Source organism: Nostoc sp. UIC 10630 (assembly GCF_010747425.1).
Classification (GTDB): Bacteria; Cyanobacteriota; Cyanobacteriia; order Cyanobacteriales; family Nostocaceae; genus Nostoc.
Map to the genome: position 1 here is coordinate 1 of NZ_JAAGOG010000012.1, position 17,099 is coordinate 17,099.

General features: G+C 42.7%; 2 protein-coding genes. Both read left to right on the top strand.

Annotation, left to right across the window (positions count from 1 at the left end):
* Nucleotides 1–108: 108 nt before the first annotated feature.
* Nucleotides 109–13,305 carry a non-ribosomal peptide synthase/polyketide synthase gene (locus G1O98_RS05370; RefSeq protein ID WP_163927621.1) on the top strand — a complete coding sequence of 4,399 codons (13,197 nt, stop codon included), beginning with the start codon at nucleotides 109–111 and terminating at the stop codon, nucleotides 13,303–13,305.
* Nucleotides 13,302–17,063 (top strand): type I polyketide synthase, encoded by a 3,762-nt coding sequence (locus tag G1O98_RS05375; protein WP_163927622.1) that lies wholly within the window; start codon nucleotides 13,302–13,304, stop codon nucleotides 17,061–17,063. The genes G1O98_RS05370 and G1O98_RS05375 overlap by 4 nt, the downstream gene beginning before the upstream one ends.
* Nucleotides 17,064–17,099: the final 36 nt, after the last annotated feature.

Below are 17,099 nucleotides of genomic sequence, written 5' to 3' on the forward strand. Positions count from 1 at the left end.
CCTCTATCAACTTGAAATTTAAATATTAGTATTTGGTTTTTTAAAACGGATTTTTGTGCAAAAAATTATCATATCTCTAAACATTTAAATTAATTTGAAGTAAGCCTAATGAATGTAATTGGAAAAATAAATTATCCACTCTCCTATGGTCAAGAAGCAATGTGGTTTGTTTCCCAAATTGCGACCGAGGGTATTGCCTATAATATTTTTATTACCGCAAAAATTAATTCATGTTTAAATATTGCTGCTGTCAATCGTGTATGGGAAAAAATTATTGAACACCATCCTATTCTCCGAACCACCTATACTATTCATGAAGGCAAACCCGTTCAGCAAGTTAATCAACAGCATAAATTTAATCTTGATGTAGCAAATGCCAGCGATTGGAGTGAAAACCAATTAAAAGAGAAAATATTTGCTATAACCGACCGTCCTTTTAATTTAGAAAAAGATTCAATTTTGAGGGTTAATTTATTTACTCGTTCAACAAAAGAACACATTCTCTTGCTGACAATGCACCACATTGCAGGTGATATGTGGTCTTTTGATTTACTGCTGAGTGAATTTCAAACTTTGTATGCTAAGGAAATTGAGCAAGTTAGTCAAGAGCAGATCCAAACCGCTCCAGATTCTTTGACTGAAAATAAATCTTATCTAGACTTTGTTCGCTGGCAGTCAGAAGTGCTATCTGCTTCTAGAGGAGAAAAACTGTGGCAATACTGGCAAAAACGATTAGCTGGCGAATTACCAATTTTAAATCTGTTTGCAGACAAACCCCGTCCCCCAGTACAGACTTATCAAGGAACAGGATATAGTTTAAAACTAGACGAACAGTTAATTCAAAAACTCAAATATCTAGCTCTAGCTTCTGGAACAAGCCTTTATCAGGTTTTGCTAGCAGCATTTTACGTGCTAATTTATCGCTACACGAATCAAACAGACATCCTCATAGGAAGCCCGATGAGAGGTAGGTGGGGTAGAGAGTTTAAAGAGATTGTTGGCTACTTCGTTAACCTGAACGTTTTACGAGTTTCTGTCCAGGAAAACGCCACGTTCAAAGAATTTCTTGCTCAAGTTAGTAAGACAGTTAGAGAAGCCCAAAAGCATCAAGATTACCCTTTTTCTCTGTTAGCAGAACAACTCCAGCCACAACGAGATATCAGTCGTTCTCCTTTATGTCAAGTTAGTTTTACTTGGCAAGCACACCGTTGGTGTGAACCAACAGAAAATTCTTTGCACAGTGGAGAACAACTGCTTGAGATAAAACCATACTTACTGGGACATCAACGTGGTGCAGACTTTGATCTGAATTTAATGGTGGTGGAAGCTCAGGGAGTATTACAACTCTGCTGGCAATACAATACTGACTTGTTTGAGGCTAGTACAATCACACGTATGGCAGGGCATTTTATGACCTTGCTTGAAGGCATTGTAGCTAATCCTCAAGAGCAGATTTGGCAATTACCTCTGCTGACAGAAATTGAACAACAGCAGTTATTAGTTGAGTGGAATGATACAGGTGTAGATTATCTCCAAAATAAATGTATCCATCAGTTATTTGAGGAGCAAGTAGATAGCACCCCCAATGCTGTAGCAGTGGTGTATGAAAATCAACAACTGACTTACCAGCAGTTGAATTATCGCGCTAACCAATTAGCCCATTACTTGCAATCTTTGGGTGTGGGTGAAAATGTGCTGGTGGGTTTGTGTGTAGAACGTTCCTTAGAGATGGTGGTGGGACTATTGGGGATTCTCAAGGCGGGTGGGGCTTATGTGCCACTTGACCCTGAGTATCCTGCTGAACGCTTAAGCTTCATGCTCACAGACACTCACGTAAAAGTGCTGTTGACTCAAGAGAAATTAGTTGAATCTCTTCCTCAACATCAAGCCCGTGTCGTTTGCTTAGATACCGACTGGCACAGCATTAGCCAAGCAAATCAGGATAATCTCAACAGCACAGTCAGTGCAGAAAACCTCTCTTATGTGATTTACACCTCCGGTTCTACAGGCACACCCAAGGGAGTCGCCGTCACTCATCAGGCCGTCAATCGACTGGTGTTAAACACCAACTATATACAGTTAACAGCTGATGAATGCGTTGCTCAAGCCGCAAATATTGCTTTTGATGCAGCCACCTTTGAGATTTGGGGAGCATTGCTTTCCGGAGCCAAGCTAGTCATTATCACTAAATCTGTATTGCTCATCCCAGAAGAATTTGCTGTCAATATCCGCGAGCATCAAGTCAGTGTCTTATTTTTAACTACAGCTTTATTCAATCAGTTAGCCAGTGTTGTCCCGCAAGTATTTAGTTCTCTACGATATCTATTATTTGGTGGTGAAGCGGTTGATCCCAAATGGGTGCTTGAAGTACTAGATAAAGGCGCTCCTCAACACTTGCTCCATGTCTATGGGCCAACAGAAAATACCACATTTTCTTCTTGGTATTTGGTAGAAGACTTAGCAACGACAGCCACAACTATTCCCATTGGTCGGGCGATCGCAAATACGCAAATCTACATCCTTGACCAAAGCTTACAGCCTGTACCAGTAGGTGTGCCAGGAGAAATATATCTTGGTGGAGCAGGATTAGCACAGGGCTACTTCAACCGCCCTGAATTGACAAAAGAGAAATTCATCCCCAATCCGTTTGAGAAGGCAGGAAGCAGGAGGCAGGATAGCGCAGCGGTAGCGAGTCCGCGAGCGTCGGCAGGAGGCAGAAGGCAGGATAGCGCAGCGTTAGCGAGTCCGCGAGCGTCGGCAGAAGGGAGTAAATTATATAAAACTGGGGATTTGGCACGCTATTTAGCAGATGGCAACATTGAATACTTAGGACGTATTGACAATCAAGTAAAAATACGTGGTTTCCGCATCGAGTTGAGCGAAATCGAAGCAGTCCTGAGCCAACATGGTGATGTGCAAGTATCTTGTGTCATTGTCCGGGAAGATACCCCTGGTGATAAACGTTTAGTCGCCTATGTGGTAGCACATCAGGATTGTAAACCCACAATCAGCGAACTACGGCAATTCCTCAAAGCAAAACTCCCAGATTACATGGTGCCAAATGCAATAGTTATCTTGGAGTCACTGCCGCTTACTCCCAACGGCAAAGTAGACCGTCGTGCCTTACCCACACCGGATTTACATAGCGAACAACAAGATAAATTTGTTGCACCTCGTAACCCAATAGAAGAAATGCTGGCACTCCTTTGGACACAAGTGCTGAGAGTAGAGCTTTTAGGCATTCATGACAACTTCTTTGAACTTGGTGGACACTCGCTACTAGCAACACAATTAGTTTCACGCATCCGCAACGTTTTTAAAGTGGAACTACCATTGCGTGAGTTGTTTGCAAGAGCAACAGTAGCCGAATTAGCACAATTAATTAGGCAGTTACAGCAACAGGACTTAGAACTCTCTGAAGCACCTATCTTACCAAAGGTGAGGGATGCAGAATTACCACTGTCTTATGCTCAACAGCGTCTATGGTTTTTAGATCAGTTAGAGCCGAACAGCGCCTTTTACAACATTCCTATGGCTTTGCGTCTAGTAGGAAATTTGAATCAACCAGCCCTAGAACAAAGCTTACTAGAGATTATTCATCGCCACGAAGCCTTACGCACCAACTTTATTACAGTTGATGGAAAACCTTCTCAAATTATTCAAACGAGAAGGGAACAGGGAACAGGGAACAGGGAACAGGGGACTGTATCAATTGTTGACTTCAAGGATTTATCTACAAACGAGCAAGAAATAGCTTCAAAGCAATTAGCGCGACAACAAGCTATTGAGCCTTTTGACCTGGCAAACGGAGCATTAATCAGGACAACATTACTAGTGCTGTCGGAGACAGAACACATATTGTTAGTGTGTATGCATCATGTTGTCAGTGATGGCTGGTCAATGGGTGTGTTTGTTCAAGAACTAGCAGCGCTGTACGATGCTTATGCTCAAGGTCAGCCGTCATCTTTAGCACCGCTACCAATTCAGTATGCAGATTTTGCTATCTGGCAAAGAGAGTGGTTGCAAGGAAATGTACTGCAAAACCAACTAACTTACTGGCAACAACAACTGGCAAACGCACCATCTCTATTGTCGCTGCCCACAGACCGGCCCAGACCTGCTGTGCAGACTTTTGCTGGTGCATATCAAAAGTTTGCCCTCTCTGCTGAACTCACTGGTAGGTTGACACAACTGAGTCAGAAACAAGGGGTGACTTTGTTCATGACACTTTTGGCAGCGTTTGATACCTTACTTTACCGTTACACAGGTGCAGAAGACATTTTGGTGGGGTCTCCCATTGCTAACCGCGATCGCAGTGAGATAGAAGGGTTAATTGGCTTTTTTGTCAATACTTTAGTCATGCGTACTGACTTAGCAGGCAACCCCAGTTTTAGCGAATTACTGACTCGTGTCCGCGAAATAGCAATGGAGGCATACTCGCATCAGCATTTGCCTTTTGAAATGCTAGTGGAAGCATTGCAGCCAGAACGGGATCTTAGCCATACACCGCTATTCCAGGTGATGTTTACACTTCAAAATGCACCCGTATCAACCGTGGAGTTAAATCAGTTAAGTGTCAGTTCAACGTTGATAGAAGGTACAACTGCCAAGTTTGATCTTACCTTGTCAATGGAAAATACTGTTACTGGAGTAGTGGGCGTGTGGGAATATAGCACTGACTTGTTTGATGCCAGCACAATTGAGCGAATGACGGGTCATTTTGTGACATTGCTTGAAAGTATTATTGCTAACCCACAACAGTCCATTTCTCAATTGCCCCTGTTGACAGAAGTTGAGCAACAACAGTTATTGGTTGAGTGGAACAATACTCAAGCGGATTATCCCCTTGATAAATGTCTCCATCAGTTGTTTGAGGAGCAAGTAGCGCTGACACCCGATGCTGTAGCGGTGGTGTTTGAAAACCAACAACTGACTTACCAGCAGTTAAATTGTCGCGCAAATGAGTTAGCACATTACTTGCAGTCTTTGGGAGTATCCGCAGATGTGCTGGTGGGTATTTGTGTGGAACGCTCCATAGAAATGGTTGTGGGATTACTGGGCATCCTCAAGGCAGGTGGAGCTTATGTACCACTTGATCCAGACTATCCTAGCGATCGCTTGAGCTTTATGCTAGAAGATGCTCAAGTGAGAGTGCTGCTGACACAACACCAACTCAAGGAAAAGTTACCTCAGCATCAAGGGCAGGTTGTATGTTTAGATACTGACTGGCAATTTATTTCTCAGTCAAGTCAGAAAAATCCAATTACTACAGTACAAGCTAGTAACTTGGCTTATGTGATTTACACATCTGGTTCCACTGGCAAGCCCAAAGGAGCAATGAACACGCACTTGGGAATTTGTAATCGCCTGCTATGGATGCAACAAGCTTATCAATTAACAGCACTAGATTGCATTTTACAGAAAACTCCTTTTAGCTTCGACGTTTCAGTTTGGGAGTTCTTCTGGCCATTAATCACAGGAGCGCGTTTAGTTGTAGCTAAACCAGGAGGACATAAAGATAGTGCTTACTTGGTCAACCTAATTTTAGAGCAGCAGGTTACTCATGTGCATTTTGTTCCTTCTATGCTCCAGGTTTTCTTAGAAGAACAAAATCTCGAAAATTGCCGTAGCTTGAAACGAGTGATCTGTAGTGGTGAAGCTTTGCCTGTAGAACTTCAGGAACGCTTTTTTGCTCGGTTAGAGTGTGAATTGCACAATCTGTATGGCCCAACAGAAGCGGCAATTGATGTCACCTATTGGCAATGCTTTCCAAATGGAAATCTTAGGACAGTACCGATTGGTCGTGCGATCGCCAACACACAAATTTACATTTTAGACGAGCATCTGCAACCTGTTCCTGTAGGTGTAGCCGGAGAATTGCATATTGCTGGTGTCGGGTTAGCAAAAGGCTATCTCAACCGTCCCGATCTGACAACCGATAAATTTATCCCCAATCCGTTTAGCAGAGAAGTAGGGGAGCAGGGGAGCAAAGGAGCAAAAATTCTTCCTAATTCCCAGTCCCTAGTCCCCAATCCCCAGCTTTATAAAACTGGAGATTTAGCGCGTTATTTACCAGATGGCACAATTGAATACATCGGGCGAATTGATAACCAAGTAAAAATACGAGGTTTCCGCATCGAATTGGGAGAAATTGAGGTATTACTGAACCAATGTGAGGACGTGCAGGCATCTTGTGTTATTGCCCGCGAAGGTACGACGGGGGATAAATGCTTAGTCGCCTATGTAGTGCCACATCAGCACTCTAAACCCACAACCAATGAACTGCGGCAATTCCTGAAAGCAAAGCTACCAGACTACATGGTGCCAAGTGCTTTTGTAATATTGGAATCAATGCCACTCACTTCTAACGGCAAAGTAGACCGTCGCGCTTTACCCGCACCGGATTTATCCAGCGAAATCAAAGATAAATATGTAGCCCCACGTACTCCAATTGAAGAAATACTGGCGCAAACTTGGTCACAAGTACTGCAACTGCCACAGGTAGGCATACATGATAACTTCTTTGAACTTGGGGGACACTCACTATTAGCAACACAATTAGTTTCACGCATCCGCAACATTTTCAAAGTGGAACTACCATTGCGAGAGTTGTTTGCCGCCGCCACACTAGCCGAATTAGCACGAGAAATTGAACAATTACAGCAACAAGACTTACAACTGTCTGCACCACCTATCTTACCAAGGGCGGAGAATGCACAATTAGCACTGTCTTATGCTCAACAGCGTCTGTGGTTTTTAGACCAATTCGAGCCAAACAGTCCTTTCTACAATATGTCCATAGCCTTGCGTTTAGCAGGAACTGTGGAAGTTGCCGCATTAGAACAAAGCTTCCAACAAATTATTCATCGCCACGAAGCGTTACGTACTAATTTCATTACAGTTGATGGACAGGCAACACAAATCATTCAAACAGAAACGAATTGGACAGTATCAATTGTTGATTTGAAGAATTTATCGACAACTAAGCAAGAAATAGCTTCACAGCAATTAGTGCAACAACAAGCTATTCAACCCTTTGAGTTGGCAACACAAGCATTGGTAAGAGCAACATTAGTAGTGCTATCCGAGACAGAACACATACTGTTAATGTGTATACACCACATAGTCTCAGATGGCTGGTCAATCGGTTTGTTTCTCCAAGAACTAGCAGCACTGTACAATGCTTATTCTCAAGGTAAAAGCTCGACCTTAGCGCCACTGCCGATTCAATATGCAGATTTTGCACTGTGGCAAAGACAGTGGTTGCAAGGAGAAGTACTACAAAGCCAATTGAGTTATTGGCAACAAAAATTGGCTTCGGCTCCAACCTTATTGTCGCTACCCACAGACCGACCAAGACCCTCTGTGCAAACTTACCAAGGGACACATCAAGAGTTTGCACTTTCTGAAGAACTAACTGGTAAGCTGGCAAAACTCAGCCAAGAGCAAGGGGTGACTCTGTTCATGACGCTGTTGGCAGCGTTTGATACTCTGCTTTACCGCTACACAGGTACAGAAGACATTCTGGTGGGTTCGCCAATTGCTAACCGCGATCGCAGTGAGATAGAAGGGTTAATTGGCTTTTTTGTCAATACTCTAGTTATGCGTACTGATTTATCAGGCAACCCCAGTTTTAGCGAATTACTGGGTCGTGTTCGAGAAATGGCAATGGAGGCTTACTCGCATCAGCATTTGCCTTTTGAAATGCTGGTAGAAGCATTGCAGCCAGAACGGGATCTCAGCCATTCACCACTGTTCCAAGTGATGTTTGTCCTCCAGAATGCACCGACATCTGGATTAGAACTAACTGGGTTAACTGTCAGCTCATTGCCAATAAAAGGTACAACTTCAAGGTTTGATTTAACCTTAATCATGCAAAACTCTCCTACTGGGCTGATAGGGGTGTGGGAATACAACACTGACTTGTTTGATGCTAGTACCATTGAGCGAATGACTGGTCATTTTGTGACCTTGCTTGAAGGTATTATCGCTAACCCAGAGGAGCGAATTTCCCAATTACCACTGCTGACACAACTGGAACAACAAAAGTTACTTGTCGAGTGGAACGATACTCAGGTAGATTATCCACAAGATTTGTGCATCCATCAGTTGTTTGAGAAACAGGTGGATAGTACACCCGATGCGATTGCGCTAATCGCACGCTCCGCGAACGCAGTTGTATTTGAAGATCAACAACTGACTTACTATGAATTAAACTACCGCGCTAACCAGTTGGCACACTACTTGCAGTCTTTGGGTGTAGGATCTGATGCCCTAGTTGGTCTGTGTGTAGAGCGTTCTTTAGAGATGGTCATAGGACTTCTGGGGATTCTCAAAGCGGGTGCTGCTTATGTGCCACTTGACCCAGAATATCCGCCTGAGCGTTTGAGCTTTATTTTAGAAGATGCTCAAGTTTCAGTATTGCTAACCCAGCAGTCAATTCTTGACAGATTGCCCCAGCATCAAGCAAACCAAGTTTGTTTGGATACTGACGCTCAACTGATTTCCCAGTGCAGTCAGGACAATCTCATCTCCGACGTACAAGCAAATAACTTAGCTTATATAATTTATACTTCTGGTTCTACAGGTCAACCTAAAGGTATAGCCATGAATCAGCTTGCCCTTAGCAATCTGATCTTGTGGCATCGGGAAAATCTGAAAATTCCTCGTGGAGCAAAAACCCTACAATTTGCTTCGATTAATTTTGATGTCTCCTTCCAAGAAATATTCACTACCTGGTGTTCTGGAGGTACATTGTTCTTAATTGGGGAGGAATTACGCAGAGATACATCAGCTTTGTTAGGTTTTCTCCAACAAAAAGCAATTGAAAGAATGTTTCTCCCCTTTGTTGCCTTACAGCAACTAGCTGAAGTTGCTATTGGTGGTGAATTAGTTAATAGTCATTTGCGGGAAATCATTACTGCTGGGGAACAGTTGCAGATTACTCCCGCTATTTCCCAATGGTTAAGCAAGCTAACTGATTGTACATTGCACAATCACTATGGGCCATCAGAGAGCCATTTAGCCACCAGTTTTACTCTGACTAATTCAGTAGAGACTTGGCCGCTACTTCCTCCCATTGGTCGTCCCATTGCCAACGCGCAAATTTACATCCTAGACAGGTTCTTACAGCCTGTACCCGTTGGTATACCAGGAGAATTGTACATTGCTGGTGTCCTTTTATCGCAAGGCTACTTCAACCGACCAGAGTTAACACTTGAGAAATTTATCCCTAACCCCTTTAAAAGAAGCAGGGGAGCAGGGGAGCAGGGGAGCAGAGGGGAAACCTTTAATTGCGATCGCCTTTATAAAACAGGGGACTTAGCACGCTATTTAAGTGATGGCAATATTGAATACTTGGGGCGTATTGACAATCAGGTGAAAATTCGGGGTTTCCGCATCGAGTTGGGAGAAATTGAAGCAGTACTGAGCCAACTTGATGTGCAGGCATCTTGTGCGATGGCTACGCCCGCCGCAGGCATCGCCCGTGAAGACATTCCTGGGAACAAACGCTTAGTGGCTTACATTGTGCCTCAAAAAGAGCAGAAACTCACAGTCAGCTTTGTGCGTAGCTTCCTAAAGTCAAAGTTACCAGAATATATGGTGCCAAGTGCGATCGTTATCTTAGATGCTTTACCGCTTACCCCCAACGGTAAACTAGACCGACGCGCATTACCCGCACCTGATTTACACAGCCAATTATTGGACAAATATGTTGCCCCACGTAACCCAATCGAAGAAATTCTGTCGCTAATTTGGGCGCAAGTTCTGAAAGTAGAGCAAGTGGGTATACATGATAACTTCTTTGAACTTGGAGGACACTCCCTACTAGCAACGCAACTCATCTCCCGCGTGCGTACTAGCTTGAAAGTAGAACTACCATTGCGTAGCTTATTTGCTGCACCAACCGTTGCGGAATTGTCCCAAAACATTCAGCGATCGCAGCAACAGGATTTAGAACTAATAGCATCACCCATCTTACCAAGGGCAGAGAATGCAGAATTACCACTGTCTTATGCCCAAACACGGCTATGGTTTTTAGACAAGTTAAACCCGAACAGCGCCTTCTACAACTTCCCCATAGCTTTGCGTTTAGTCGGAACTCTTAATCGAACTGCCTTAGAACAAAGCTTACAAGAAATTATTCATCGCCACGAAGCCTTACGCACCAACTTTGTCATCGTTGATGGAAAACCTTCTCAAATTATTCAAACACAAATAAATTGCACACTCTCAGTTGTTGACTTCAAACATTTATCTACAACCGAGCAAGAAATAGCTTCACAGCAATTAGTGAAACAACCCTTTGACTTGGCAAATGAAGCATTAGTCAGAGCAACATTAGTAGTGCTGTCCGAGACAGAACACGCCTTATTAGTGTGTATGCATCACATAGTCAGTGATGGCTGGTCAATGGGTGTGTTTGTTCAAGAGCTAGCAGCCTTGTACAATGCTTATTCTCAAGGTGAGCCGTCACCTTTAACACCACTGCCGATACAGTACGCAGATTTCGCAATTTGGCAGCGAAACTGGTTGCAAGGAGATGTCTTACAAAGTCAATTGAGTTACTGGCAACAACAACTGGCAAACGCACCAGCTTTGTTGTCACTACCCACTGACAGACCTAGACCATCTATGCAGACTTTCGCCGGAGCATATCAACAGTTTGCGCTCTCCAAGGAACTAACTGATAAACTCACGCAACTAAGCCAGCAACAAGGAGTTACTTTGTTTATGACGCTGTTAGCAGCGTTTGATACCTTACTTTACCGCTACACAGGTACAGAAGACATTTTGGTGGGTTCGCCAATTGCCAACCGCGATCGCAGTGAGATAGAAGGGTTAATTGGCTTTTTTCTCAACACTTTAGTCATGCGTACCAATTTGGCTGGCAATCCTAGCTTTAGCGAATTACTAGGTCGTGTTCGTGAAATGGCGATGGATGCATACTCTCATCAGAATTTGCCTTTTGAAATGCTAGTAGAAGCATTGCAGCCAGAACGGGATCTCAGTCACACACCACTGTTCCAAGTAATGTTTGTCCTCCAAAATGCTCCTATATCTCAACAATTGGAGTTGACTGGGTTAACTGTCAGTCCACTGGTGGTAAAAAGTACAACTACCAAGTTTGATCTGACTTTAGGAATGGAAAACACTGCTACCGGACTGGTTGGGATATGGGAATACAACACTGATTTGTTTGATGCATCCACCATTGAACGAATGACGGGTCATTTTCTGACATTACTTGAAGGTATTATTGCTAACCCAGAGGAACGAATTTCTCAACTGCCACTGTTAACAGAAGTTGAGCAACATCAACTATTAGTAGAGTGGACTGATACTCAGGTAGATTATCCGCTAGATAAGTGTATCCATCAGTTGTTTGAAGAGCAGGTTCAGCGTACACCTGATGCTGTGGCAGTTGTTTTTGAAGACCAACAACTTACTTACCACGAGTTGAATAGTCGTGCTAACCAGTTGGCGCACTATCTCAAGTCTTTGGGAGTGTCCACAGATATGCTGGTGGGCATTTGTGTGGAACGCTCAATAGAAATGGTGGTGGGACTACTAGGTATTCTTAAGGCGGGTGGGGCATACTTGCCGCTTGACCCTGAGTATCCGACTGAGCGTTTGCACTTTATGCTAGAAGATGCTCAAGTTTCGGTGTTGCTGACTCAGCAGAAACTCCTTGATAGACTGGCCCAACATCAAGCCAAACTGGTTTGTTTGGATACTGACTGGCAGCTTATTTCTCAGTCAAGTCAGGATAATCTCATCACTGAGACACAAGCAGCTAATTTGGCTTACGTGATTTATACCTCCGGTTCTACAGGTCAACCCAAGGGAGTGCTGATTGCCCATCAAGGATTGCTAAATTTGGTGTTCTGGCATCAAAACACTTTTAAAATCACGACCTTAGACAAAGCCACTCAGCTAGCAGGAACAGCATTTGACGCTGCGGTATGGGAATTATGGCCTTACCTGACCGCAGGAGCAAGTATCTACTTAGTCAAATCTGAGTTCCTTAGCTCGTTAGTGAAGCTACGAGACTGGTTGATTTCCAAGAAGATTACTATCAGTTTTCTGCCAACACCACTGGCACAGGAATTATTGTCTTTGGAATGGCCAACTGAAAGTTTGGCTTTGCGAACCATACTGACTGGAGGAGATAAGCTTCATCAGTATCCATCAGATTTAGTCCCCTTCCAACTAGTGAATAATTATGGCCCAACTGAAAATACTGTTGTTACAACTTCTGGGCTGGTAGTTGCCAAGGAGCAAGATCAGATATCACCGAGTATTGGCAGAGCGATCGCCAACACTCAAATCTATATTCTAGATAGTAATCTGCAACCAGTTCCCATTGGTATCCCAGGAGAGTTACATATTGCTGGTGTTGGATTGGCAAAAGGCTACCTTAACCGCCCCGAACTGACAACTGAGAAATTTATCCCCAATCCGTTTAAAAGAAGCAGGGAAGCAGGGGAGCAGGGGAGCAGAGGAGCAAAAATTCTTCCTAATTCCCAGTCCCTAGTCCCCAGTCCCCGGCTTTATAAAACTGGAGATTTGGCACGTTATTTACCCGATGGCAACATTGAATACCTGGGACGCATTGACAATCAAGTAAAAATTCGGGGCTTCCGCATCGAGTTGGCAGAAATTGAAGCATTACTGGGACAACATGATGATGTGCAGATATGTTGTGTCATTGCTCGTGAAGAAACTCCAGGTAATAAGCGCTTAGTCGCCTATGTAGTGCCACAAAAAGAGGTGACACCCACAACGGACGAACTGCGTCAGTTTCTTGACGATAAACTGCCTGGATATATGGTGCCAAGTGTTTTTGTGATGCTGGAGTCCTTACCCCTGACACCCAACGGCAAAGTAGACCGTCGCGCTTTGCCTGCTCCAGATTTACAACAGGAACTATCAAATTATGTAATGCCAAATACTGAAGTAGAAAGAATCATTGCTGGCATTTGGCAAAAAACACTGGAAGTAGAAAAAGTCGGAATTTACAATAATTTCTTTGAATTAGGAGGTCATTCGTTACTACTGGTACGAATTAATCAGCAATTGCAGGAAAAATTTGGTTTGGAAGTGTCAATAGTTGATATGTTTAATTACCCAACTATACATAGATTAAGCCAATATTTAAGCACTAAACTTAACAAAGAAGATACATTAATAAAACAAAATAATTCTCGCCCTCAATCTTCAATTGAAACTAAAGCTTTCAGAAATCAACAATTACAGCTTAGGCAACAGTATCTTTCTCAAAGGAAGGGTAAAAAATTATGATAAATTCCCTTAATACTAATGATTTCAATAACTCTGAAATAGCAATAATTTCTCTTGCTGGTCGGTTCCCAGAAGCAAAAGATATTGACTCATTTTGGCAGAATTTGCGTGATGGCGTAGAATCTATCTCCAGGTTGACAGATGAAGAATTGATAAGTTATGGCGTTTCTTTAGATATACTGAACAATCCTAATTATGTAAAAGCTAGTGCTGTTTTATCAGATATTGAATTGTTTGATGCAAACTTTTTCGCTTATAGTGCGAAAGAAGCTGAATTAATAGATCCTCAACAACGCTTATTTTTAGAATTGGCGTGGGAGGCAATAGAAAAGGCTGGTTATGATCCGCATACCTATAATGGGTTAATAGGGGTTTATGCTGGTGTTGGAATGAACAGGTATCTTGTCAACAATCTCTACCCTCATCATCAATTATTAGAGACAGTTGATCCACTGCAATTAACAATCTCCAACGATAAAGATTTCTTGCCAACACGAGTTGCATATAAACTCAACTTGACTGGGACAGCAGTGAATGTGCAAACAGCCTGTTCGACTTCTTTAGTTGCTGTTCACTTAGCTTGCCAAAGTCTATTAAATTGTGAATGTGACATGGCTTTAGCTGGGGGAGTTACTCTCAGCATTCCTCAAAAAATAGGTTATTTGCATCAAGAAGGAATGATTCTTTCTCCTGATGGACACTGCCGTGCTTTTGATGCTAAGGCACAAGGAACAATTGCTAGTAGCGGTGCTGGGATTGTGGTATTGAAAAGATTAAAGGATGCGATCGCAGACCGCGACCACATCCATGCAATCATTAAAGGTTCGGCAATTAATAATGATGGTGCGATGAAAGTGGGCTTCACTGCTCCTAGTGTTAGCGGTCAAGCAGCAGTCATTGCCGAGGCTCAAGCTATAGCTGGTGTAGATGCCGAAACAATTTCCTACATCGAAGCTCATGGTACTGCAACACCTTTAGGAGATCCCATTGAAATTGCCGCTTTAACTCAAGCTTTTAATCAAAGTACTGATAAAAAAGGTTTTTGCGCTATTGGTTCGTTAAAAACCAACTTAGGACATTTAGATACAGCAGCAGGTGTGGCAGGTTTGATTAAAACTGTATTAGCACTGCAAAATAAAATGCTGCCTCCTAGTTTGCACTTCGAGACACCAAATCCCAAAATTGATTTTGCCAACAGTCCTTTTTACGTCAATACAACCCTGACGGAATGGAGAACAAATACCACTCCTCGCCGTGCTGGAGTTAGTTCTTTTGGTATCGGGGGTACTAATGCTCATGTAATTTTAGAAGAAGCCCCTATGTTTGAGCAGGGGAGCAGGGGAGCAGGGGAGCAGGGGAGAAATTATCAATTATTGGTACTTTCAGCTAAAACTGCGAGTGCGCTTGAAAAGGCAACAGCTAATTTAATCACGCATTTAAAAGAGCATCCAGAACTGGACTTAGGCGATGTAGCTTATACCCTCAATAGTGGTCGGCGGGGTTTTAATTACCGACGGATGTTGATTTGTCAAGACTTAGAAGATGCTGTCAAAACTCTCAGTAGTTTAGAGGCACAACAAGTTTTTAGCAATTATACAGAGATTACAGAACAGTCTGTTGTCTTTATGTTTCCCGGTCAGGGTTCACAGTACGTCAATATGGCGCGGGAAATTTACGAAACTGAGACAGTATTTAAAGAACAAGTTGATTATTGCTCAGAAGTTCTTAAACCCTTACTAGGGCTAGATTTACGTCACATACTTTACCCCAGTGAAGAAAAGATTGATGAGGCATCAAAGCAACTTCAACAAACAGCGATGTCTGACGACAAGCTGCTTCGCATCTACGCTCAACCTGCTATTTTTGTAATTGAATACGCCCTAGCTAAATTATGGCAGTCTTATGGAGTGGAGCCACAAGCTGCGATCGGTCATAGTATTGGCGAGTATGTAGCAGCAACTCTAGCAGAAGTTTTTTCCCTAGAAGATGCCTTATCTCTGGTAGCAGCACGCGGACAGATGATGCAGCAACTGCCTACTGGAGCAATGCTTTCAATTCCACTACCCGCAGAGAAGATAAAATCCCTACTAGGGCAAGAACTTTCTGTTGCAGCGATTAATCAACCCTCCCAGTGTGTAGTTTCCGGTTCCACAGCAGCAGTAGATACACTACAAAATCAGCTTGCTGCTCAAGGGATTGAATGTCGCCGACTGCATACTTCCCATGCCTTCCATTCTCAAATGATGGAACCAATATTAAAGGCATTTGCCGAACGAGTCAAAAAAGTTACTTTAAATCCCCCAAAACTTCCTTATATCTCCAACCTGACTGGTAATTGGATTACAGTTACCCAAGCCACAAATCCTGACTACTACGCTCAACATCTGCGTTCCACAGTGCTGTTTGCCCAAGGTGTCGAGAAATTATTGGCAACACCAGAGCAAGTCTTACTAGAGGTAGGCCCAGGACACACATTGACTACATTAGTCAAAAGACATCCAGATAAAGCAGCCGCACAAACTGTCTTGACTTCGGTACGCCATCCTCAAGAAAAACAATCTGATAATCATGTTTTATTCAGTACATTAGGTCAACTCTGGCTAGCTGGAGTCAATATAAATTGGTTTGGATTCTATAGTCACCAGGAGCATTACCGCCTTCCCTTACCGACTTATCCCTTTGAGCGCCAACGTTATTGGATTGACCCCCCACAAAAAGCGGCTTTGGGACAGTTAGAAACCTTACCCACAACATCACAATTATGGACATTACTTACACAAGCAGGGCAAAAACAAGCAAATACTAGAAATGCAGAACTCAACGACTTAACATATCAGGAAAACAAACAGTGGTTGGCTCGTTTATGTACAGCCTACATCAACTCTGCATTCAGGCAATTAGGGGCTTTTAGCAATACCGAAGAAAAGTATTCTTTGGAGAATTTATTGGCGCAATGCCATATTTCTCCTCGTTATCAGCAATTGTTTTCTAGATGGTTGCAAATATTAGTTGAGCAAGGACAATTACAGGAACATGAGGGGTTATTTACTGGGCTACTGCCATGTTCACAAGATTATATTAATGAACATTTAGAAGAAGTTAGAGTGAGGTTTGCTACTTCATCTTTAGTAGATTTAGATTTAGTGCAACGCTGTGGTGAAAATTTAGCTGCTATTGTTGTTGAACAAGAACCCTTAGAGATTTTCAATGAACTGGTTTACCCAAAAGAAAACAACGGTTCATATTCAGAATCTCCCTTAAATACTTACTACAACTCTATTTTGCACTCAAGTTTGGGACAGGTGGTCAAATTATTGCCATTGCCTCAAGCTTCTGCATCAGCCGCATTTAGCATAAAATCTAGGCTAGAACAGAATAATCAGAAATCAGAGATTTCATTACAAAGAAAGCCGGATATTTTTCAGCCAGAAAAATTATCTGCACTCCACTCCAGACCTGATTTGCCTAATTCTTATCTAGCTCCCCGTAATGAGATTGAGCAAAGACTTGCCGATATATGGGAAGAATTATTGGGAATTAAACAGGTGGGAATCCATGACAATTTTTTTAAATTAGGAGGAGATTCTTTAATAGCCGTTCAAGTTTTATCCCGAATACGAAATATTTTTTCTATCCGATTATCTGTAGCAAACTTATTTGAGTCACCCACAATAGCTGAAATAGCACCAAAGCTAGAAAAACAAATAGATCCAGATACAAGCTTTGGCGCAAGTGAGAGAGAAGAAATAACAATCTGAGTAACAAATAATTTTAAATTACGAATTACGAATTAC

Bases quoted from the DNA above. Each gene is read 5' to 3' on its own strand.
- G1O98_RS05370 (WP_163927621.1), top strand. From the start codon at position 109: ATGAATGTAATTGGAAAAATAAATTATCCACTCTCCTATGGTCAAGAA.
- G1O98_RS05375 (WP_163927622.1), top strand. From the start codon at position 13,302: ATGATAAATTCCCTTAATACTAATGATTTCAATAACTCTGAAATAGCA.